Below are 20,207 nucleotides of genomic sequence, written 5' to 3'. Positions count from 1 at the left end.
GAAACTCAGCGCGCCCCGAACGGCTGGTCGCTGTCCACGATTTCGCGGCCCAGCGGGAACAGGGCGAGCGGGATCAATTTGAGATTCGCCCAGGCGAACGGAATACCGATGATCGTGCAGGCCAGCGCGATACTGGTACCGAGGTGGCCCAGCGCCAGCCACCAGCCGGCGACCACGAACCAGATGATGTTGCCCAGCAGCGCACCCGCGCCGGCGCCCGGTTTCTCGACGGTGGTGCGGCCGAACGGCCACAGCATGTAGACGCCGTTGCGCAGTGCGGCGACCCCGAACGGGATCGTGATGATGAGGACGAAGCAGATCAGGGCGGCCACGAAATAACCCAGCGCCATCCAGAACCCCGCGAAGATGAGCCACAGGATATTGAGCAGGAGCTGGATCGGCTTCATATGACGAGCATGCCCTAAAGCGGCACCGCGCGCACCCGCCCCGGCCGGTCGCCCGCGCTGTTGGCAGGATGGGCCTCGTGGCGGTGGTTCTCGAGGTGGACAGTGTCGGCGATCCGCGGATCGACGATTTCCGGGATCTGAAAGCCGCCGACCGCCGTCCCGATCGGCCCGGCGGCAAGGGGCTGGTCATCGCGGAGGGGACCGTGGTCGTCCGGCGGATGCTGGATTCCCCGTTCCGGCCGCACGCGCTGCTCGGCGTGGACAAGCGGTGGCAGGAGCTCGCGCCCGAACTGGCGGCGGTGGATGTGCCGTTCTATCGTGCCTCGGCCGACGTGATGGCCGAGGTGGTCGGTTTCCATCTGAACCGGGGTGTCCTGGCGGTGGCGCACCGGCCGCCCGATCGCGCTTTCGACGACGTCGTCGCGGACGCGACCACGGTGGCGGTACTCGAAGGCGTGAACGACCACGAGAACCTCGGATCGATGTTCCGGAACGCCGCCGGACTGGGCGTGGACGCGATCCTGTTCGGCGATCGCTGCGCCGATCCGCTGTACCGTCGTTCGGTGCGGGTTTCGATGGGACATGCGCTGCGGGTGCCGTTCGCCAGGGTGCCGGACTGGCCGGGCGGCCTCGACCTGCTGCGTCGCCGCGGTTTCCAGGTGGTGGCACTCACCCCGGACCCGGAGGCTCCCACGCTGGCCACTGCGGTCACCGGTGCTCGCGTGGCACTGTTGTTGGGCGCCGAGGGCCCGGGGCTGACCGAGGAAGCCATGACCGCAGCCGATGTGCGGGCCCGGATACCCATGTCGGCGGGTACCGATTCGCTGAACGTCGCGACCGCCGCCGCCATGGCCTTCTACGAGCGGGTACGGGCGTCGTGACCTCGACTCCCGGCGCGCACGATCCCACCCGCAGGCCGTGCCCGCCCGCCGAACCCACGCCGTGGGCGGCGGGCATCACGGTCGCCGCGCTGGTCGCCGCGCTGACCGCCGTCGGTGTGTATGCCTTCGGGGCGGCGCTGGCCCAGGTGCACCCGTTGCTGTCGCTGGCGGTGAACCTGGTCGCGGTCGGCGGTATCGCACCCACCGCCTGGCGCTGGCGGACCCGCCCGGTGACCCGCTGGGTACTGGCCGGAGCGAGTGCGGGCGTGGCACTGGCGTGGATCGGGTTGTTGTTCTCCGTGTGAACCACGGAGCCGTTCTATTGATCGGCCCCCACCGTGGCTCTATTGATCGGCCCCCACCGCGGCCTCGTGCCCGCGCAGCCAGGACAACAGGCCTTTACGTTCGTGGGCGATCCGGCTGTGCGGCGGCTGCGGTTCCGGGGTGTCGGCGTGATCATCCCGGGGACGCAATCGGAAACCACAGACCCGGATGTCCTTGGGATCGACCGGGCGGGCCTCCTCGATATCGGTCGCATCGTCGCTTTCCGGGGCGGCGAGCGGAAAATACCGGAATCCCAGCCACTCGTGATTGGCGGAATCGGCGAAACCGGGCGGGTCGAACGGCAGCACCAGCGGATCGGGTAGTTCACCGGGATGCCACAGCACAGGATGTTCGCCCGCCCAGTGCGGCCGTTCCCAGATATGCGGCAGCCCGTGGTCCTGCAGGATGTTGAGCCGAGTCGAGCTGAACGCCCGGCGTAGTTCGCCGCGTTCCCAGTGCGCGAACGAACCCCAGCCGTATTCCAGATCGAACGACACCAGGTAGGTGTGCTCCTCGGCGAGTGGCCGCACCAGCAGGTCGGGGATGGCGGTCGGCTGCACCCGGGCCGCGTAGGAACTGCACAGCAGCGTGATTCCGGGATAGCTGCCGATATAGACCGCATCGGCTGCCGGGCCGTCGGTATCGCCGAGGGTGACCACCGTGGTCGGCTCCACCTCGAGATCGGGATGCAGTTGCCTGGCCAGCGCGTAGGCCGCGTCCGGATCGGGGTCGGGATCGGTGCGGAGCACCGCCGGCGGGTCGGGGGTATCGACGTACCACACCGAAGAAATCTTGGACAGCATCGGTCCACCTCCGATAGCGCACGAAACCGGGTCGCGAACTCCTCGGCGTAACTGCTGTCGTCGTCCGGGCTGGCCCCGGAATCATCGGACCGCGTCGCCGTATACGCCGAACTTACCCGCGCGAACGGGCGGTTCGGGCGGTTGTGCGGGGTAACACGCCGGACCGCGGCGGGTCAGTGACCCGAACTGCGGACCCCGAGCAGTACGTCCTCCCAGGACGGCATCGGCGCCTTGCCGCGTTTGGTCCGGGCCGCCGATTTCGTGGCCTTGGCGGGAGATTTCTTGGCCGCCGGCTTCGCCGCGGCGGGCTCGGGTTCGGCTGTTTCGGCAACCGGCTGGGGAGCGGACTCCTCGGCCGGGGCGCTCTGTTCGGCCGGCTCCTCGGCTTCCACCGGTGCCGGGGGGCCGGCCGTTTCGGCGGATACCCGGGCGGCCGGTTCGGTCGTAGCCGCCGCGGCGTCGGCGGCCGGTGCAGCATCGGACCGGACGGCCGCGGCCGGCGCGGCCTCCGTGGGCTCGTGCTCGACAGTCGCTGTCTCGACGGGCGCGACCGTGACGGGAGCCGGTTCGGGCGCGGCGGCCGCGGGCTCGGGCGCCGGTTCGGCCGGAACGGGTTCGGGTTCGGGTGCGGCCGGAACGGATTCGGGCGCGCGTTCGACGGGAGCCGGTTCGGGTGTGACCGGCGGCAATTCGGCAGCCGGGACCGGCGCCGGAGGCGCCGCCGGCGCCGGGATATACGTGGCCGCGGGCGCGGGCCGCGGGGCCGCGGGACGAGCGGGTTCGGGGGGGACCGGGTAGGTCTCGGCCGGCGGCCGATAGCTCTCCGTGGGAGGCCGGTAGGTTTCGGTGGGTGCGCTCGCCGCGGGAGCTCCTGCGGGCAGGCCGGTTCCACCCGGCCTATTGGAACCGGGCGTGAGCGGAGCCGCCGTCGCGGGCAGCGGTGTCGTACCACCGGCGGCGACAGCACGCTGCTCGTAGTAGCCGTCCACTGCGGCGGGCCTGGCGGGTTCGCGCCGTGGCTCGGCCACCGGTTCGGCGACCACACCGGGTTCGGGCTCGACCGGCAGGATCGAGGCGAGACCACGGAGCGCGCGGCCGAAATCGGGATCGATCAGATCGGTGGCCGGATCGTCGAGCGGAGAAACACTGCCGCCGTGCGCGTCCGGCTGGTAGCGCCAGTGCGCGGCGATCTCCGAACGCCCGTTCTGCCACTGCAACTGGGCGACCCAGAAGCCCTTCTCGTCCTTCCAGGCATCCCATTCGGCATTGTCGAGCGTATGGCCGCGTGCGGTGAAAGCGGCGGTCACCACATCGATCAGGATCTCCACGGCCGGACCGTCGGGACGGATCGGGTGGGCCTTCTGCGCGAGTTCGGCCGCGCGGGCACGCTCCAGCAGTACCGGATAGGCGAAACGCTCGACCCGGCTCACCGGCATACCGGATTCCTGCATCACCTGCTCCACAGAGGCGCCGGCACGGATTCGAGCCTGGATATCGCGAGGACGCATAGTTGCTTCCATTTCGATCTCGATCTGGCCGAATCGGGCAAGGTCGCCGCGGGCGGCGGCACGAAGTTTGTCGTCGGCGGGAAGCCGGAATTTCTGACCACTTTCGGTGTCGACGCACACGATATGGGCGGAGTCGGGCGTCACCCCGATCACTCGAAGTTCACGCACCGTAACCTCCTTATCGCGTCGCTCGCGATACCGCCCACGTTCTGGAACAGTAGTGCACTTCTGGGATTCGTGTGGCAAGACACGCGGCACCGAAATGTACCCTGCGGGCGCAATCTACCGCTAATCTGCTCTATTCCCTTGCGTATCAAGTCGATTCCCCGAGACACCGGCGGGCCCGTCGCGCGACACGCGCGACGGGCCCGAACTCGCAGGTGATCTCGTCTCAGCCGAGGTTCGCGACCACCCAGTCGATGCAGCGGGTCAGCTGGGATACGTCTTCGGGATCGATCGCGGGGAACATCCCGACGCGCAATTGGTTGCGGCCCAGTTTGCGATAGGGCTCGGTATCGACGATGCCGTTGGCCCGCAGCGTCTTGGCCACCGCGGCGGCGTCCACCGACTCCGCGAAGTCGATGGTGCCCACCACCTGGGACCGGTGCGCCGGATCGGCGACGAACGGGGTGGCGAATTCGCTGGCCTCGGCCCACGAGTACAGACGCGACGAAGAATCGAGGGTCCGCTTCACCGCCCAGTCCAGGCCGCCGTTGCGGTTGAGCCAATCGATCTGGTCTGCGAACAGCAGCAGGGTCGCCAGGGCCGGGGTGTTGTAGGTCTGGTCCTTGACGCTGTTCTCGACGGCGATCGGCAGCGACAGGAAATCCGGGGTCCAGCGACCGGATTCCTTGATCTCGTCCACCCGGGCCAGCGCGGCCGGGCTCATCAGCGCGATCCACAGGCCACCGTCGGCGGCGAAACATTTCTGCGGAGCGAAGTAATAGACGTCGGCGTCGGTGATGTTCACCGGCAGCCCGCCGGCGCCGGAGGTGGCATCGATGGCGATGAGCGCGTTCTCCGAACCGGCCGGCCGCTGTACGGGCACCGAGACTCCGGTCGAGGTCTCGTTGTGCGCCCAGCCGATGAGATCGGCGGCGGGGTCGGCGGCGGGTTCGGGCGCGCTGCCCGGATCGGCGGAGACGACGATCGGATCGCCGAGGAACGGGTTCTTCTTGGTGACGCTGGCGAACTTCGAGCTGAACTCGCCGTAGGTGAGGTGCAGGGAACGCTCACGGACCAGGCCGAACGCGGCGGCGTCCCAGAATGCGGTGGTGCCGCCGTTGCCGAGGACGACCTCGTAGCCCTCGGGGAGGGCGAACAGGTCCCGTAACCCGGACCGTACCCGGGCCACTACATCCTTGACCGGTTTCTGCCGGTGGCTGGTGCCGAATACCGAGGCACCCACCTCCACCAGGGACTGCAGCTGCTCCGGGCGAACCTTGGACGGACCGCAGCCGAAACGACCGTCGGCGGGCTTGAGGTCTTCGGGGATGGTCGGGAACGCACTGGTCATGGCGAACAGCGTAGCCGCGCCGTTGCTGTGCCGCGTACCACACTCCGGCTAACGTGAACCGGTATGAGCATGCGGTCGTCCAGGGGGGCTGCCGGGGGTCGATCCGGTGCCGCCCGTGCCCAGAGCCGGAACGAACTCCCGGGTTCGCCCGGCCCGCTCACCCGATTGCGTGACCTGCTCCCACGCCGTTTCCGCCGACGTGGGGAAGCGCCCACCGGATCCGATCGCCGCGACCTGCTGAGCACCGGAACCGCCGGTTCGGCGACCGTTCTGGCGGCCCGGACCCGCCGGACCGAACCCGGCTACACGTTCCGGGTCCGCGTCCGCCTGCCCGGGCTGCGGCCCTACGAAGCCCAGGTCCGGCAGCGGGTGTCCGGTGCCGAACTGGACCGGATGCGACCGGGCGACCTGGTGTGCTGCCGGGTCGACCCGCAGGACCGCGACCGCATGGTGCTGTATCTCCCCGGCGATACCGACCCCCGCCGCGCCGGTCTGGTCAAAGTCCTCACCGAAGGCCGTCGCGCCGAGGCCACGGTCCTGGCGGTGACCCCCGTGGACGCCGACTACTGCGGCTGCGACGACCCGGTCCTGCGCCTGGACCTCGAACTCCGCGCCTGGGACGAACCCGAACCGTGGCGGGTCCGGGTGGTCCAGTCGGTCCCGTTGGCCGCTATCGGCCTATTGGACCTGGGCGCCAAGCTGCAGGCGGCCTTCTTCGCGGTGGACACCGGAGAATCGGTTGCCATCGATTGGGAAGCCGACCCCGAACGAACCTGATGGGGGGTGGGGGTCGTGGGTGAGGGATTTCTTGTGAAGGTGGGGGATGTTGACCTGCTTGTGAAGGTGCTGTGTTTTTGGCGCGCTGGCGCGCGCGGGGTTGAGGCCCCCTGATGTCTCGCCGTTCAGGCCTCGAGACTCGAGCCTTCGGCTCATGCGCTTTCGAGGCCTGAACGGCGAGACGGGCCTCAACCCTTTGTGGTGTCTCGTAGAACTCGACGCATGCGGTTGCGGGGGCATTGACTGGTTGTGGTGGTGTTCGACGGTCGGCGTGCATGTGAACCGTCGGGGCAGGGGCACGTCGGCCCCTGGGGATGAGCGGTCTTCGGCGGGGTTCGGTCCCGGTTATGCGGTGTGGACTGCGGCCCAGCCGGTGACGGCCTGGGGTTTGCGGGGGCCGGGGCCGGTGTAGATCGCTGCCGGGCGCACCAGTTTGCCCAGTTTCTTCTGTTCCATGATGTGCGCGCACCAGCCGGCCGTGCGGCCGCAGGTGAACATGGCGGGCATCATATGGGCGGGTACCTCGGCGAAATCCAGGATCACCGCGGCCCAGAATTCGACATTGGTCTCGATGGCGCGGTCGGGCCGGCGTTCGCGGAGTTCGGCCAGGGCTGCCTGTTCGAGGGCGGCGGCCACCTCGTAGCGGGGTGCGGCGAGACGGGCAGCGGTATCGCGCAGGACGCGGGCACGGGGGTCCTGGGCCCGGTACACGCGGTGGCCGAAGCCCATCAGTTTTTCCTTGCGGTCCAGGATGCCCTTGACCAGGGCCCGGGCGTCGCCGGTGCGTTCCACTTCTTCGATCATGGGCAGGACCCGGGCGGGCGCGCCGCCGTGCAGGGGCCCGGACATGGCGCCGATGGCTCCGGAGAGGGAAGCGGCGACGTCGGCGCCGGTCGAGGCGATGACGCGGGCGGTGAAGGTGGAGGCGTTCATACCGTGTTCGGCCGCCGATACCCAGTAGGCGTCGATGGCCTCGGTGTGCCGCGGGTCGGGATCGCCCTTCCAGCGGGTCATGAACCGGTCGGTGACGGTGGTGCATTCATCGATGCGGCGTTGCGGTATCGCGGGCTGGTAGATGCCGCGGGCCGATTGCGCCACGTAGGACAGGGCCATCACGGAGGCGCGGGCCAGGTTTTCCCGCGCGGTCGCCTCGTCGATATCCAGCAGCGGCTGATAACCCCAGATGGGGGCGAGCATCGCCAGGCCGGCCTGTACGTCGACGCGGACGTCACCGGTGTGCACCGGGAGCGGGAAGGGCTCGGCCGGGGGGAGACCGTGACCGAACTCGCCGTCGACCAGGAGGGCCCAGACATCGCCGAAGGTGACCCGGTTGCCCACCAGGTCCTCGATGTCCACGCCGCGATAGCGCAGCGCGCCGCCGTCCTTGTCGGGTTCGGCGATCTCGGTGGTGAACGCGACCACCCCCTCGAGACCGCTGACGAAATCGTCCGGCACCTCGCCGGACCCCGATACCGCGGAATTGGTGGTCATACGCGACTCTCCTTTCACCAGAACTCTAGCGCCGAGCTACTCGGGAGTAACGTCTGGCCCATGTCCGATGTGGAGGAGACCGGTGCCGATCTCGGCGCGATGCGCGCCGAATACGGTGGGGTGCATCCGGGTTCGCGTGCCGCCGGTCCGCTGCTGGGTGTGCACGACACGGAACTCGACGAACTGTCGGTGGCCGGGGGCTGGGAGCCGCTGCTGCGGCTGTGGATAGAGCAGGCGACGGTCGCCGAGATCGCCGAGCCCAACGCCATGGTGCTCGGCACCCTCGCGGGGACCGGCGCGACCGCGCGACCGGTGACCCGCACGGTGCTCTGCAAGGGGCTCGCGCCGGACGGCGTCGTCTTCTATACGAACTACGACTCCGCCAAGGGTACTCAGCTGGCGGCGACGCCGTATGCCTCGGCGACCTTCCTCTGGACACAACTGGCCAGGCAGGCGCATGTGCGCGGGCCGGTGGAGCGGGTACCCGCCGAGGTGACGGAGCGGTATTGGCGGTCGCGTCCGCGGGAATCGCAGCTCGGCGCGTGGGCGTCGCGGCAGTCGGAGCCGATCGGTTCCCGTACGGAGCTGGATCGGCAGCTGGCGCGAACCGTGGACCGGTTCGCCGGAGTCGACGAGATCCCGGTACCGCCGCACTGGGGTGGTTATCTGCTGCGTCCCGACGAGGTGGAGTTCTGGCAGGGACAGCGTGGACGGCTGCACAACCGCATCGTCGTCCGTATCGCCGATGCCGGTATGACGGTGCAGCGGCTCCAGCCGTGAGCGCCCGACCAGGCCGGACGGCCCTGTCCAGGCCCGTTACGCCCGATCCGGTGATGTTCGGCACGGTTTCGGATCCGAGGCCGTGGGTACGTACAGTTCGCGGTGGTGAACGGTAATTCCCGCAGGGCTCGCGCGGACGCCGTCCGCCTTCGGCCGGGCTCGCCTCCCACAGTCGATTTCCCCCGGTCACGGCACTACCGGCCGGTAGAGTGACCGCCGAATCTCACGCCCGCGCGGGCACATTGTGAGATCGGTGCGCGGGTACCCTCCCCACCGGTCCCGCCGGAGCAAGGACTAGCGTCTACCGGTAACGCACCGTGTGTCGTCCGCACGCGATGCCGACGGTCATAAGCCTGAGAGGGAACCTTCCGTGCCCGAGAATCACATCAATGACGCCAAACCGGTTCTCACCTACCCCGGTGGCGAATACCCAATGACGATCGCCCAGGCCGCCGAAGGAAACGACGGTATCGATCTCGGCAAGTTGCTGGCGAGCACGGGATATACGACCTATGACCCGGGTTTCGTCAACACCGCGTCGACCAAATCGGCCATCACCTATATCGACGGTGAAGAAGGTATTCTGCGCTACCGCGGTTACCCGATCGAGCAGCTCGCGGACAACTCGACTTTCATCGAGGTCAGCTATCTGCTCATCTACGGCGAACTACCCACCCAGGATCAGCTCGAAGATTTCACCGACAAGATCCGTCGGCACACGCTGCTGCACGAGGACCTGAAGCGCTTCTTCGACGGTTTCCCCCGGAACGCGCATCCGATGCCCGTGCTCTCCTCGGCGGTCAACGCGCTGTCGGCCTACTACCAGGATTCGCTGGACCCCCGCGACCCCGAGCAGGTCGAACTGTCCACCATCCGGCTGCTGGCCAAACTGCCCACCATCGCCGCGTACTCGTACAAGAAGTCGGTGGGCCAGCCGTTCCTCTACCCCGACAACTCGCTGTCGCTGGTGGAGAACTTCCTGCGGATGACCTTCGGTTTCCCGGCCGAGCCCTACCAGGTCGACCCCGAGATCGCCTCCGCCCTGGACATGCTGCTGATCCTGCACGCCGACCACGAGCAGAACTGCTCCACCTCCACGGTCCGGCTGGTCGGCTCCTCGGACGCCAACCTGTTCACCTCGGTATCCGGCGGTATCAACGCACTGTGGGGCCCGCTGCACGGTGGCGCCAACCAGGCGGTGCTGGAGATGCTGGACGGCATTCTCGCCGACGGCGGCGACGTCAAGGAATTCATCCGCAAGGTCAAGGCCAAGGAAGACGGCGTGAAGCTCATGGGCTTCGGGCACCGCGTCTACCGCAACTATGATCCGCGTGCCGCCATCGCCAAGAAACACGCCGACACCATTCTGAGCAAACTGGGCAGCGATCCGCTGTTCGATATCGCTCAGGCGCTGGAAGAGGCCGCGCTCACCGACGAGTACTTCGTCGAACGCAAGCTGTACCCGAATGTCGACTTCTACACCGGCGTCATCTACAAGGCCATGGGCTTCCCGACGCGAATGTTCACGGTACTGTTCGCCATGGGCCGGCTGCCGGGCTGGATCGCGCACTGGCGGGAAATGCACAGTGAAGCGATCAAGATCGGTCGCCCGCGGCAGATCTACACCGGCTACGGTGCCCGTGACTACAACGAAATCGCCAATCGCTGAAACCGATTGAATCGAAGGGGATTCAAGGCATGAGCAAACCGGAGATCGAATTCCAGGCGGGCCCCCCGCCCACCGAACTGGCTATCAAGGACATCACTGTCGGCGAAGGCGCCGAAGCGGTGCCCGGCGGCACGGTCGAAGTGCACTACGTCGGCGTGGAATTCGATACCGGCGAGGAATTCGACTCGTCGTGGAACCGCGGCGAATCGATCACCTTCCCGTTGCGCGGTCTCATCCAGGGCTGGCAGGACGGTATCCCGGGTATGAAGGTCGGCGGCCGTCGCCAGCTGACGATTCCGCCGGAGCTGGCCTACGGCCCCGCGGGTGGCGGACACCATCTGTCCGGCAAGACCCTGGTCTTCGTCATCGACCTGCTGGACGCCAAGTAGTCCCACGCGGGGGATGACCCCTCGGTTTCGTTTCGGCCCCCGGAGCACCGGCTCCGGGGGCCGAAACGTCGGCATGACCGGATAGCCACGCCGTCGAAGTGTGGTACCTCCGGCGTGCGGGTCTCAATCCCGCGGTGCCGGGCCCTGCGGGTCGGCGCGATCCACGGGTCGGTTGGGGAGTACCAGCACCAGACGGACTCCGCCGAGATCGCCGTCGTCGAAATAGGCACGCCCGCCATGGAGCTGGGCCTGCTGAGCGACCAGGGCCAGACCCAGGCCGGAACCACCCTTATCGGCCAGGCTGCCGCGCGCGAAGCGGGCGAAAACGGTCGCGCGTTCCCCGGACGGGAGTCCGCGGCCGTTGTCGTCGACCGAGATGACGATGGTGTCGCCGGGGGCACGATGGGCCGACAGCAGCGCCTCGGTCGCCCCGCCGTGCTTGACCGAATTCTTCAGGGCATTGTCCACCGCCAGCCGCAATCCCGCGGGCAGGCCGCGGGTGACCAGTTCGATATCGGTGTCGATGCGGACCGTCAGGCCGGGGTAGTGCCGCATGGCGTCGTGCGCGGCCTGGTCGCACAGCTCCGCGATATCGGTGTCGATATGGTCCCGTTCGGAAGTCAGATCCCCCGAGGCGAGTCGTTCCAGGGCCGACAGTGTCGTTTCCACTCGGCCCTGGCTGCGTTGCAGATCGCCGAGGATCTCGGTGCGCTGCGATTCGTCGAGGTCCAGGGTCGCCAGCACCTCCAGATCGGTGCGCATCGCGGTGAGCGGTGTGCGCAGTTCGTGCGCGGACACCGCGGCGAAATCCCGGGCGGTCTCCAACGCGGCCGCTGTTTCGGTCTGCGCCTGATCGACCCGGTGCAGCATGGTGTTGACCGCGTCCGCCAGCTGTTCGGCCTCCAGGACACCGGAGCTGTCGACGGGTTCGGGCGTACCGTCGCCGTAGCCGGTGCGGGCACCGACCTGGCGGGTGAGCACCACGATGGGCCGGACCGCGCGCCCGCCGAACAACCAGCCGAGACCGGCCGCTGCCGCGATCGCGAGCAGGCCGCCGAACACCACCCAGCGCTGTTGCTGAGCGGTCATCTCCGCTGCCTCGGCCGCGGGAATCCCCAGCGAAACCGAGCGGCCCGTCGGCTGGTTCTCCGTCGTGGTCAGCACCCGGTAGGGGGTTTCGTCGACGGTGACCGTTTTCTCGCCCGGCTCCAGTTCCGGTAACTCCACGGAGCTGGAGGCGAGGACGCGGCTGTCCTCCCGGACGGTCAGTGCCATATCGCGGTCGGGCCCCAGCAGGTTCACCACCCCGACCGCGACCACTGGCTCGATCAGCACGAGCCGTGAAGCGATCCGCAACTGCTGATCGGTCTGTTGCAGATTGTTGTGCTCGATGGCGGGAATCGCGATCGCGCTCACCACGGCCACGATGAGTACCGCCCCGGCCGCCGCCGCCCCGGCGACGCGGGTGCGCAGCGAATACGATCGCCGGCGGCGCCTGCGCCCGGGACGGCCGCCGGTCATTTCGTTTCCCGCAGCACGAACCCGACGCCGCGGATGGTGTGCAGCAACCGCGGCGTGCCGTCGGTCTCCAGTTTGCGGCGCAGATAGCCGACGAATACGTCCACCACATTGGTATCGGCCGCGAAATCGTAGCCCCAGACCAGTTCCAGCAGCCGTTCCCGGCTCAGCACTACCCCCGCGTTCCGCGCCAGCGTCGACAACAGTTCGAACTCCCGTTTGGTCAGTTCTATCTCCCGGCCGTTCAGCAGCGCCCGGTAGCCGGCCGTATCCACCTGCAACGGCCCCACCGAGATGACATCCGGGCCCCCGGCGGCGGGGGCGGTATCGGTGCGCCGCAGCAGCGCTTTGATCCGCGCCACCAACTCGGCCAGGACGAACGGCTTCACCAGATAGTCGTCGGCGCCGGATTCCAGACCAGCGATACGGTCCCCGACCGAGCTACGCGCGCTCAGCACGCAGATCGGTACATCGTTGCCCATCGCACGCAGCGCCGTCACCACCCCGGCCCCGTCCAGGACCGGCATATTCATATCCAGCACGATCGCGTCCGGCGCCTTATCCGACACCGACCGCAGGGCGGCCGCCCCGTCCCGGGCGATACTCACCCGGAACCCGGACAATCGCAGCCCCCGCTCCACCGAGGCGAGGACATCCTCGTCATCGTCGACCACGAGTACCGCCGGGTTGCTGGTCCGCTCCGTCACACCGTCTATTCTGCCTACCTACCCGGTGGATCTCTTCGACCCCCGCAGATGTGTTGGGCGCCGCGGTTCCCGTGAGCGGTGGGGCTCGGGACACCACAGGGGACTCGGCGAAACAGCGGTTTTGCGATCAGCGACCGGCAACCTGTACGAGGGTCCGGGGTAGGTGGGACACCGACCCGACCGGGTGAGGTCCGGGATCCGGCGCCGCCACCGACCCTCATTTCGCGCGTGCGATCCGCCGATCGGAACCGGGGCCGCCGACACCGTGACCGAGGCTGCTCCCCAACGGAAGCGGCGGCCGCCCGTCATGCGATCGGTCCCACTGACCGCCCCGGGATCTCGAATGCCCCCGCAACCCGCACGAGTCGAGTTCTACGGGACACCTCAAAGGGGGGTAGGCCTGTCGCGCCCCGTGGCCGAAGATGCTCGAAGGCCACCTTCCGCGGACGGCCGACCGCACGTCGCATGAGCCGAAAACACAGCTCAGTAGTTCTGGCAGGTGTCCGCTACGCCCTGCAGGGTTGCCCGGAGCTGCTGTGAGCGCGGGTCGTTTTCGGCCTGCTGCGCTTGTTCGGGGTTCTGTTCGATGTACTGCTGCAGTTCGGCGCGGCGCTGTTCGACCGGCTGGTCGAACTTGCTCTGCAGCTGTGCCTTCATATCCGGGTTGTTGTCCAGCATCGCTGCCAGCTCGGGGGCCTGGTCGTGGAGGGCGGCGTCGACCTGGGCGAAGGAGCAGTCGCTGGTGATCAGCGGTTCGGCGAAATCCGTCGGTCCCGCGGAGGCGACCGCGGGGCTCAGGAACGCGGTGACCGCTGCTGCCGCACCGAGGGCGAGGGTGGTCGCGCCGAGCTTGCCGCGGAACCGTGTCGTGGAGTGTGCCATGGGGTTTTACTGCCTCCTACCGTGTCGTGTCGAGCCGGGGCTCGTGGACTGCTTCAGACCGTATTGCCCGGTCTTGGCCGACCGCTGAGGATTTCTTAAGAGGAGTTTGAGTTTTGCGGGGGACGCACGATTCGGGCGAGTTCGTCCAGGACCGTGGGATCTTCGATGGTGGAGGGTATTTCGTAGTTCTCGCCCGCTGTCATGAGGCGCAGTGTTTTGCGCAGGATCTTGCCCGAGCGGGTTTTGGGCAGGGCCGGAACCACCACCGCGTCGTAGAGTCCGGCGACCGGACCGATCTGTTTCCGGACACGTTCGCTCAATTCGTCGCGCAGACTTTCCGGGTCGACGACGGCGTCGGCTTTGAGAACAACATATGCGATGGGCCGTTGCCCTTTGAGTTCGTCGGGTAGTCCGATCACGGCGCATTCCGCGACAGCTTCGTGCCCCGCGACGGCGGCTTCGATACTGCCCGCGGAAAGCCGGTGCCCGGCCATATTGATCACATCATCGCTGCGGCCGAGTACGAACAGGTAGCCGTCCTCGTCGAAATAGCCCGAATCGCCGGTGAGGAAATGTCCGGGATAGGCGGACAGATAGGACCGCCGGTAGCGCTCTTCGTCGCGCCACAGACCGGTGAGCGCGCCGGGTGGCAGGGGTAGGCCGATGACGATATTGCCCTCGGCTCCGGCGGCCACGGGATTACCGGAGGAGTCCAGTACCCGTAATCGGTAGCCGGGCACCGGTACCGATGCCGAGCCGGGTTTGATCGGCAACTGTTGCAGGCCCAGCGGATTGGCGCATATCGGCCAGCCGGTTTCGGTCTGCCACCAGTGGTCCACCACCGGGCAGTCCTCGCGATCCTCGAGCAGCGTGTCCGCGGCCCAGCGATAGGTGGCCGGATCGAGCCGTTCACCCGCGCAGAACAGTGAACGTAGTGAGCTGAGGTCGTGTTCGCGGGCGAATGCGGCGGCCGGATCGGCGCGGCGGATGGCCCGCAGTGCGGTGGGGGCGGTGAACAGAGTGTGCACGCGGTGTTCGGCGACCACCCGCCAGAAGGCGCCGGCATCCGGTGTACCCACGGGTTTGCCCTCGTAGAGCAGTGTGGTGGCGCCGGCCAGCAGGGGCGCGTAGACGATATAGGAGTGGCCGACGACCCAGCCCACATCGGAGGCGGCCCAGATGACCTGACCGGGCCCCACATCGTAGATATTGCGCATGGACCAGGCCAGGGCCACGGCATGCCCGCCGTTGTCACGGACCACGCCCTTCGGCTTCCCGGTCGTACCCGAGGTGTACAGCACGTACAGCGGGTCGGTGGCCGCGACCGAAACGGGTTCGGCGGGTTCGGCATCGCGGACCGCGGTATCCCAGTCCAGCCACCGTACGGCTCCGTCGGCGGCGGGCATTCCGTCGAGGTCGGGGAAGTCGGTGCGCTGTTTCACCAGGACCGCTCGCGCAGCGGTGGTTTCGGCCAGTTCGAGCGCTTCGCCCACGATGGGTGGGTAGGCGATGGCGCGGTTCGGTTCCAGCCCCCCTGACGCTGTCACGATCAGGACGGGTTCGGCATCGTCTAGGCGGGCGGCCAGTTCGGGGGCGGCGAATCCACCGAAAACGACGGAATGCACCGCTCCGATGCGGGCGCAGGCCAGCATCGCGATCACTGCCTCGGGAATCATCGGCAGATAGATCACGACCCGGTCACCTGCGGTAACGCCCAGGTCGCGCATCGCTCCGGCGAAGCGGGCGACTTCGTCGCGGAGCTCGGCGTAGGTCAAGACCTGTTTCGTGCCGGTCATCGCCGAGTCGTAGATCAGTGCCGGCTGTTCGGCACGGCCGGCCGCGATATGCCGGTCGAGGGCGTTGTAGCAGGTGTTGAGGCGGGCGCCCGGGAACCACCGTGCGGAGCGGCGATCGGTGTCGAGGGCCTGTTCAGGGGGTAGATCCCAATCGATGGCCGAAGCCGCGCGGGTCCAGAACTCGGCCGGATCGACCAGACTGGTCTGATAGACCGGTCGATACTCGTTCCTCGCGTTCACCCGTGCTCCCTAGCCTCGCAGCAATCCTCGCCTCGATAGATCAGCACGATTGTGGCAGACTTCACGCGACCCCCCGTCGGGTGTCGCGACCATGGCTTATGCCTGTAACCGGCTGGTCAATGTGCGTGAACCCGGGCTGAGTACACCAAGAAGTTATTGATCCGTTAGAATCTGATGACACAAATTCGGTCCGTCGTAGACGCAATTTCTCGGCCAGCCGCGACCCACGGGCAGCTCCACCCGTCGAGCCACTATGCGAGTGTGGAGTTCCGCTGATGGTGCATGGCTGGGGCCAGGTTGGAAAGTGAGTGGGAATGCGTGACGCCGCTAGGTCCGGCACGAAGCGCTGGGCGCTGAGTAACTGGGACCTTCGCTGGAAGGTTACGGCCGTGCTGGCCGTGCCATTGGCGGTCGCGGTCGGGCTCGGCGTGTCCAGGATTTCGGCGGAATGGAGCAACGCGAACCGGCTGGGTTCCGCTTCGGAGAACGTCAGCATCGTTCCTTCCGTCCTCGATCTCAGTACGGCCACGTCCGCGACGGCGGGTTCTCAGGTGATCGCCATCGCGCCGGGCCGGTCGATGGTCACCGAGGACAACCTGACCGCCCTGGACAAGGCGATCACCTCGGCCGAATCCGCGCTCGGCGAACTCGACGATCTACCGGTGGCGCGGCAGGCGCTCACGGAGATGATCGATCAGGCCAAGGGAGTCCGGGCCGGCGGTATGGCGCCGTCGAATCTGCCTCCGGATCAGGCCGTGCAGGTCCTCGACAAAGCTCGTAACGCGGGTGTCCGGGCCGTGGAGTCCATTCTCGGCGAGATCGGTGACGCATCGATCGATCCGGCGAAACTCCGGCTCGTCGACGCGCTGAACCTGCGTTCCACCATGGTCGGTGAGATCACCGCGGCGGCGGAACTGCTGCGCAACCAGGAATCCGGCGAACAGGCCTACCGCACCGCGACCAATACCGAACGCGCCCTGCTGAACATTCTGAGTCAGCGTTACAACCCCGAGGATCCCGATATCGCGATCCTGCGCCAGGGCATCGACAACCGTTCCGGAATGCTCGAGACCCCGGAGGCACAGGCCGGTCGGCTGCCGCTGGGTGAGGCCCGGCAGTCGCTGCTGGACAGCACCGCGACCACCGACAAACTGATCGCCGAGGCCACCGCCTCGATCGACGACGGTGTGCGGAAGATGGCCGACAAGGCGCTGTCCGACGCGGTCGTCTACTCGATCGTCGTGCTGCTCACGATTCTGGCGGCGCTGCTGCTCGCGGTCTTCGTGGCCCGGTCGATGATCGTGCCGCTGCACCGGCTGCGCCTGGCCGCCCTGCGCGTGGCCGAAAGCGATCTGCCCGACGAGGTCGCCCAGCTCCGTACCGGCGCCTCGCCGGAGGAAGTACCGCTCGAACCGATGCCCATCCGGTCCGAGGAGGAGATCGGCCAGCTGGCTCGCGCGATCGACGATATCCACGGGCAGGCGCTGCGGCTGGCCAGTGATCAGGCGCAGATGCGTTCCCAGGTCAACGATATGTTCGAGACTCTGGCCCGGCGCAGCAAATCCCTTGTCGACCACCAGCTCAGCCTCATCGAGGCGATGGAGTACGACGAGAAGGATCCGCGTCTGCTGGAGAACCTCTTCCGGCTGGACCACCTCGCCGCGCGTATGCGCCGTAACGGCGACAACCTGCTGATCCTCGCCGGTACCAAACAGCGCCGCGCCAAATCCGCGCCCGTCGAGATCGCCGACGTGCTGCGCGCCGCGATCTCCGAGGTCGAGGACTACGAGCGCGTCAAGCTCGGTGCCACCCCGCGCGGTGCGCTGATCGAACCGGCCGCCTCCGATATGGCGCACCTGTTCGCCGAGCTCCTGGACAACGCGCTGCGCGCTTCGCCGCCGGAGACGGATGTGAAGTTCACCTTCGCGCAGGCACACGATCAGGGTCTGCTCATCGAGGTCGCCGACCGCGGTATCGGTATGCCGCCGAGCGAGATGGCCGAGATCAACCGCCGTCTGGAGAACACCGCCGAACCCGGTCCGGATACCGCGCGCCATATGGGTCTGTTCGTCGTGGGCCGGCTCGCGGAACGGCACGGTCTCAATGTGCGGCTGCGTCCGACCTTCGATACCGCCCGTGATCCGGGCGTCACCGTCACCGTGCATGTGCCGATGAGCCTGATCGTCGCGGGGGAGACCCAGATCCTCCCGCTGGCGACCGGTTCCGGCCCGCAGGCGGTCGTCGCGAACGACGCCGGCAAGAAGAAGCCCGAGGAATCCCCGGACGAGGCCGCCGCGGCCGCATTGCGCAACGCCGCGGGCGGACCCTCCATGCAGACCCGCGGTATCAGCCGCACCGCCGCCGGCAACATGATGGTCACCGTCGATCCCGGGATGAGCGGTCCGCTGCCCGCGGTCGAGCGACCCAAACCGCCGGAGCGCCCGGCCACCCCCGCCCCGCTGGGCGCCGGCGGGCTGCCGCAGCGGCAGCCGGGTAACGCCATGGCCGGTGGTTCCCGTGAAGGGGAGCAGGGCACCACCAGCCTCCGGGAGGCCAGCGCGGGCAGTACCGCGCAGCGCGGCAAACTGGCCGCGGCCAGCCTGCCCAAACGCAATCTGGGGTCGGGCGGTGCCACACCGACTCTGCCGCCGCGTGCGTCGAGCGAAAGTGCCACACCGACACTCCCGCCGCGTACCCCGGGCGGACCGGCCGCGGGCGGCCCGCCGCCGCGCGAGCCCAAGATCGGTCCGGGTGGGCTGCCGCAGCGTCAGCCGGGTACCGCCGGTGCGCCGCAGCCGGGCCCGGGCGGATTGCCGCAGCGCCAGCCCGGTGCCAACGGTGCGCCCGGCAGCCGCCGGGAGGCCGCACCGGCCCGCTCGGAAGAAGAGCGCCCGACCGAAACCGCATCCGAAACGGCCGCGCCGCCGCGCGGCGCCGGATCGCTGCCCACCCGGCAGCCCGGTCAGCAGCGGCCGAACGGTCTGCCGCAACGGGATCCGGGTGCCAACGGCGCGCCGGCCCGCGACAACGGGACTTCCGGTCTGCCGCAGCGTGGTCCGGCCGCGGGTGGTCCGGCCCGGCGTGAACCGGAACCGCGTCCCGCCACCGAATCTCCGTCCGGTGGGCTGCCCACCCGACGGGACCCCGGTGCCACCGGTCTGCCGCAGCGGGACACCTCCGGTGAACTGCCGGCCCAGCGGGGCCCGGCGACCGGTGGCGGATTGCCGCGGCGCGACACCTCCGGCGAACTGCCCACCCAGCGTCCGGCCGCGCCCGGTGGGTTGCCGTCGCGGCGGGAAGCGCCGGGTAACGGTCTGCCGCAGCGTCCGGCCGCCGGTAACGGTCTGCCGCAGCGCCCGGCGCCCGGTGGTGGTCTGCCGCAGCGTCCGGCTGCCGGTAACGGTCTGCCGCAACGTCCGGCGCCCGGTGGTGGTCTGCCGCAGCGCGGCGCCCCGGCCGAGAACGGCCGCCCGGGTCCGGAGGGTTCGAACGGCCTGCCGCGGCGGGACACCACGGCGCCGAACCGGCAACCGCAGACCGGTGGTGAGCCGGGTGCGCTGCCACGGCGGGAGCCCGGCGGCTACACCGCCGAACGGTTCGACAACCCGCCCGGTGTGGCGCTGCCACGCGAGCCGGAACCCGCCGAAGGCTCCGCGGCGGCACGCGAACCCGGTCGACACAGCTACAAATCCAACCCGGCGAAAACCGCGTCGTTCTTCCAGACCCGGCTGCAGCCGGCCGAGGAGACCGACAGCGTGCTGGGTGGGACGCCCATCTTCGCGGAGATGATGTCGGCATGGCTTTCGGATTCCGATACCGATCGCTCCCAGGCCGTCGCGTCCTTCGACTCACCCGGCGACGAGGGCTGGACAGCGGCCCGGCGAGCCAGCGAAGTCGAGCCCGAGCCTCGCACCGCGGCGGGTCTGCCACAGCGTAATCCGGGTAACCGATTGGTACCCGGCGCCGTCAACGGGGCCCAGGAGCGTACGCCGAGTCGCAATCCCGACACGATCCGGTCTAGTTTGAGTCGGCACCAGCAAGGTGTTCGGGATGGCCGTGCAATGAGAGCAATGAACCTAACCGGAGACAAAGGAGACCGATGAACCCCGAACTAGGTGGTACGAACCGTCAGTTGGATTGGCTGGTTTCGAACTTCGCAGGCGAGGTTCCTGGCGTAGCCCATGCCGTCCTGGTCTCGGCCGACGGCCTGCTGATGGCGGCGAGTGCCCAACTACCGGTCGATCGGGCCGAGCAGCTCTCGGCGGTCACGGCCGGACTGGCGAGTCTCTCGGTGGGTGTGTCCAACCTGTTCGAAGGCGGCACGGTACTGCAGTCCGTCGTCGAAATGGAGCACGGCTACCTGCTGCTGATGGCAGTGGGCGACGGGTCATATCTCGCGGTGCTGACCAATACGTCCTGTGATATCGGACAGGTCGGCTACGAGATGGCTTTGTTGGTCGAACGCGTGGGCCAGACAGTTCAGGCCACTCCGCGCGTCACGATGGGTTCCTGATGGTGG

Annotated in this window: 16 protein-coding genes and 1 pseudogene; 8 read left to right on the top strand and 9 right to left on the bottom strand. The window is 68.2% G+C overall.

Going from position 1 to position 20,207, the window contains the following annotated elements:
- Window positions 1-5: 5 nt before the first annotated feature.
- Window positions 6-407 (bottom strand): YccF domain-containing protein, encoded by a 402-nt coding sequence (locus tag ACWEWT_RS24695; protein ID WP_452562340.1) that lies wholly within the window; start codon window positions 405-407, stop codon window positions 6-8.
- Window positions 408-484: 77 nt separating this feature from the next.
- Here ACWEWT_RS24695 and ACWEWT_RS24690 point away from each other — a divergent pair, with 77 nt between their 5' ends.
- Window positions 485-1,288 carry a TrmH family RNA methyltransferase gene (locus tag ACWEWT_RS24690; protein ID WP_452562338.1) on the top strand — a complete coding sequence of 268 codons (804 nt, stop codon included), beginning with the start codon at window positions 485-487 and terminating at the stop codon, window positions 1,286-1,288.
- Window positions 1,285-1,593 (top strand): DUF2537 domain-containing protein, encoded by a 309-nt coding sequence (locus ACWEWT_RS24685; protein ID WP_452562336.1) that lies wholly within the window; start codon window positions 1,285-1,287, stop codon window positions 1,591-1,593. The genes ACWEWT_RS24690 and ACWEWT_RS24685 overlap by 4 nt, the downstream gene beginning before the upstream one ends.
- Window positions 1,594-1,632: 39 nt before the next feature.
- On the opposite strand, the gene ACWEWT_RS24680 is transcribed toward ACWEWT_RS24685, so the two are convergent.
- The 3 genes and pseudogenes from ACWEWT_RS24680 to serC all read right to left on the bottom strand — a co-directional run bounded on the left by ACWEWT_RS24680 (window position 1,633) and on the right by serC (window position 5,439).
- Entirely contained in the window at window positions 1,633-2,415 is a 783-nt protein-coding gene (locus tag ACWEWT_RS24680; protein WP_452562334.1) for a DUF6928 family protein, read from the bottom strand.
- 749 nt (window positions 2,416-3,164) lie between these two features.
- Window positions 3,165-4,091: pseudogene (sepH, locus tag ACWEWT_RS24675) on the bottom strand (septation protein SepH); the annotation flags it as partial.
- Window positions 4,092-4,314: 223 nt separating this feature from the next.
- The gene (serC, locus tag ACWEWT_RS24670; protein WP_452562333.1) at window positions 4,315-5,439 is read right to left on the bottom strand and encodes a phosphoserine transaminase; all 1,125 of its coding nucleotides are present in this window, start codon (window positions 5,437-5,439) and stop codon (window positions 4,315-4,317) included.
- A 63-nt stretch (window positions 5,440-5,502) separates the two neighbouring features.
- On the opposite strand from serC, the gene ACWEWT_RS24665 reads away from it, so the two are divergent.
- A complete protein-coding gene (locus tag ACWEWT_RS24665; RefSeq protein ID WP_452562331.1) occupies window positions 5,503-6,216 on the top strand; it encodes a hypothetical protein in 714 nt (237 codons plus the stop codon).
- 345 nt (window positions 6,217-6,561) lie between these two features.
- Here ACWEWT_RS24665 and ACWEWT_RS24660 read toward each other — a convergent pair whose 3' ends face one another.
- Entirely contained in the window at window positions 6,562-7,707 is a 1,146-nt protein-coding gene (locus tag ACWEWT_RS24660; protein WP_452562329.1) for a citrate synthase 2, read from the bottom strand.
- A 60-nt stretch (window positions 7,708-7,767) separates the two neighbouring features.
- Between ACWEWT_RS24660 and pdxH the strand changes: the two genes are divergently transcribed.
- From pdxH to ACWEWT_RS24645, 3 genes are all read left to right on the top strand, one after another.
- Window positions 7,768-8,487, top strand: coding sequence for a pyridoxamine 5'-phosphate oxidase (gene pdxH, locus ACWEWT_RS24655; RefSeq protein ID WP_452562328.1), 720 nt, complete (start codon window positions 7,768-7,770; stop codon window positions 8,485-8,487).
- A 370-nt stretch (window positions 8,488-8,857) separates the two neighbouring features.
- On the top strand, window positions 8,858-10,156 hold the full coding sequence (locus ACWEWT_RS24650) for a citrate synthase (protein WP_452562327.1): 1,299 nt from the start codon (window positions 8,858-8,860) through the stop codon (window positions 10,154-10,156).
- Window positions 10,157-10,185: 29 nt separating this feature from the next.
- On the top strand, window positions 10,186-10,545 hold the full coding sequence (locus ACWEWT_RS24645) for an FKBP-type peptidyl-prolyl cis-trans isomerase (RefSeq protein ID WP_058853839.1): 360 nt from the start codon (window positions 10,186-10,188) through the stop codon (window positions 10,543-10,545).
- 123 nt (window positions 10,546-10,668) lie between these two features.
- Here the strand turns inward: ACWEWT_RS24645 and ACWEWT_RS24640 are convergent, their stop codons facing one another.
- The 4 genes from ACWEWT_RS24640 to ACWEWT_RS24625 all read right to left on the bottom strand — a co-directional run bounded on the left by ACWEWT_RS24640 (window position 10,669) and on the right by ACWEWT_RS24625 (window position 15,688).
- Window positions 10,669-12,066, bottom strand: a complete 1,398-nt coding sequence (locus tag ACWEWT_RS24640) for a sensor histidine kinase (RefSeq protein WP_452562324.1) — start codon at window positions 12,064-12,066, stop codon at window positions 10,669-10,671.
- Window positions 12,063-12,779 (bottom strand): response regulator transcription factor, encoded by a 717-nt coding sequence (locus tag ACWEWT_RS24635; protein ID WP_452562411.1) that lies wholly within the window; start codon window positions 12,777-12,779, stop codon window positions 12,063-12,065. The genes ACWEWT_RS24640 and ACWEWT_RS24635 overlap by 4 nt, the downstream gene beginning before the upstream one ends.
- 474 nt (window positions 12,780-13,253) lie before the next feature.
- Window positions 13,254-13,652, bottom strand: a complete 399-nt coding sequence (locus ACWEWT_RS24630) for a hemophore-related protein (RefSeq protein WP_452562322.1) — start codon at window positions 13,650-13,652, stop codon at window positions 13,254-13,256.
- A 95-nt stretch (window positions 13,653-13,747) separates the two neighbouring features.
- Complete coding sequence (locus ACWEWT_RS24625; protein ID WP_452562321.1) at window positions 13,748-15,688, bottom strand: AMP-binding protein; 1,941 nt, start codon at window positions 15,686-15,688, stop codon at window positions 13,748-13,750.
- Window positions 15,689-16,077: 389 nt separating this feature from the next.
- Here ACWEWT_RS24625 and ACWEWT_RS24620 point away from each other — a divergent pair, with 389 nt between their 5' ends.
- Both ACWEWT_RS24620 and ACWEWT_RS24615 read left to right on the top strand, forming a co-directional pair.
- Window positions 16,078-19,791, top strand: a complete 3,714-nt coding sequence (locus tag ACWEWT_RS24620) for an ATP-binding protein (RefSeq protein WP_452562320.1) — start codon at window positions 16,078-16,080, stop codon at window positions 19,789-19,791.
- Window positions 19,788-20,201 (top strand): roadblock/LC7 domain-containing protein, encoded by a 414-nt coding sequence (locus ACWEWT_RS24615; protein ID WP_030522784.1) that lies wholly within the window; start codon window positions 19,788-19,790, stop codon window positions 20,199-20,201. The genes ACWEWT_RS24620 and ACWEWT_RS24615 overlap by 4 nt, the downstream gene beginning before the upstream one ends.
- Window positions 20,202-20,207 lie beyond the last annotated feature (6 nt).

This window comes from Nocardia sp. NPDC003963 (genome assembly GCF_053605105.1).
The sequence above is the reverse complement of the archived record's forward strand: the minus strand, read 5'-3'. Positions and strand labels throughout refer to the sequence as shown.

Excerpts from the sequence above, each read along its gene's own strand:
- ACWEWT_RS24695 (WP_452562340.1), bottom strand. The coding sequence starts at position 407 with ATGAAGCCGATCCAGCTCCTGCTCAATATCCTGTGGCTCATCTTCGCG.
- ACWEWT_RS24665 (WP_452562331.1), top strand. The coding sequence starts at position 5,503 with ATGAGCATGCGGTCGTCCAGGGGGGCTGCCGGGGGTCGATCCGGTGCC.
- ACWEWT_RS24615 (WP_030522784.1), top strand. The coding sequence starts at position 19,788 with ATGAACCCCGAACTAGGTGGTACGAACCGTCAGTTGGATTGGCTGGTT.
- ACWEWT_RS24640 (WP_452562324.1), bottom strand. The coding sequence starts at position 12,066 with ATGACCGGCGGCCGTCCCGGGCGCAGGCGCCGCCGGCGATCGTATTCG.
- ACWEWT_RS24630 (WP_452562322.1), bottom strand. The coding sequence starts at position 13,652 with ATGGCACACTCCACGACACGGTTCCGCGGCAAGCTCGGCGCGACCACC.
- ACWEWT_RS24680 (WP_452562334.1), bottom strand. The coding sequence starts at position 2,415 with ATGCTGTCCAAGATTTCTTCGGTGTGGTACGTCGATACCCCCGACCCG.
- ACWEWT_RS24660 (WP_452562329.1), bottom strand. The coding sequence starts at position 7,707 with ATGACCACCAATTCCGCGGTATCGGGGTCCGGCGAGGTGCCGGACGAT.
- serC (WP_452562333.1), bottom strand. The coding sequence starts at position 5,439 with ATGACCAGTGCGTTCCCGACCATCCCCGAAGACCTCAAGCCCGCCGAC.
- pdxH (WP_452562328.1), top strand. The coding sequence starts at position 7,768 with ATGTCCGATGTGGAGGAGACCGGTGCCGATCTCGGCGCGATGCGCGCC.
- ACWEWT_RS24645 (WP_058853839.1), top strand. The coding sequence starts at position 10,186 with ATGAGCAAACCGGAGATCGAATTCCAGGCGGGCCCCCCGCCCACCGAA.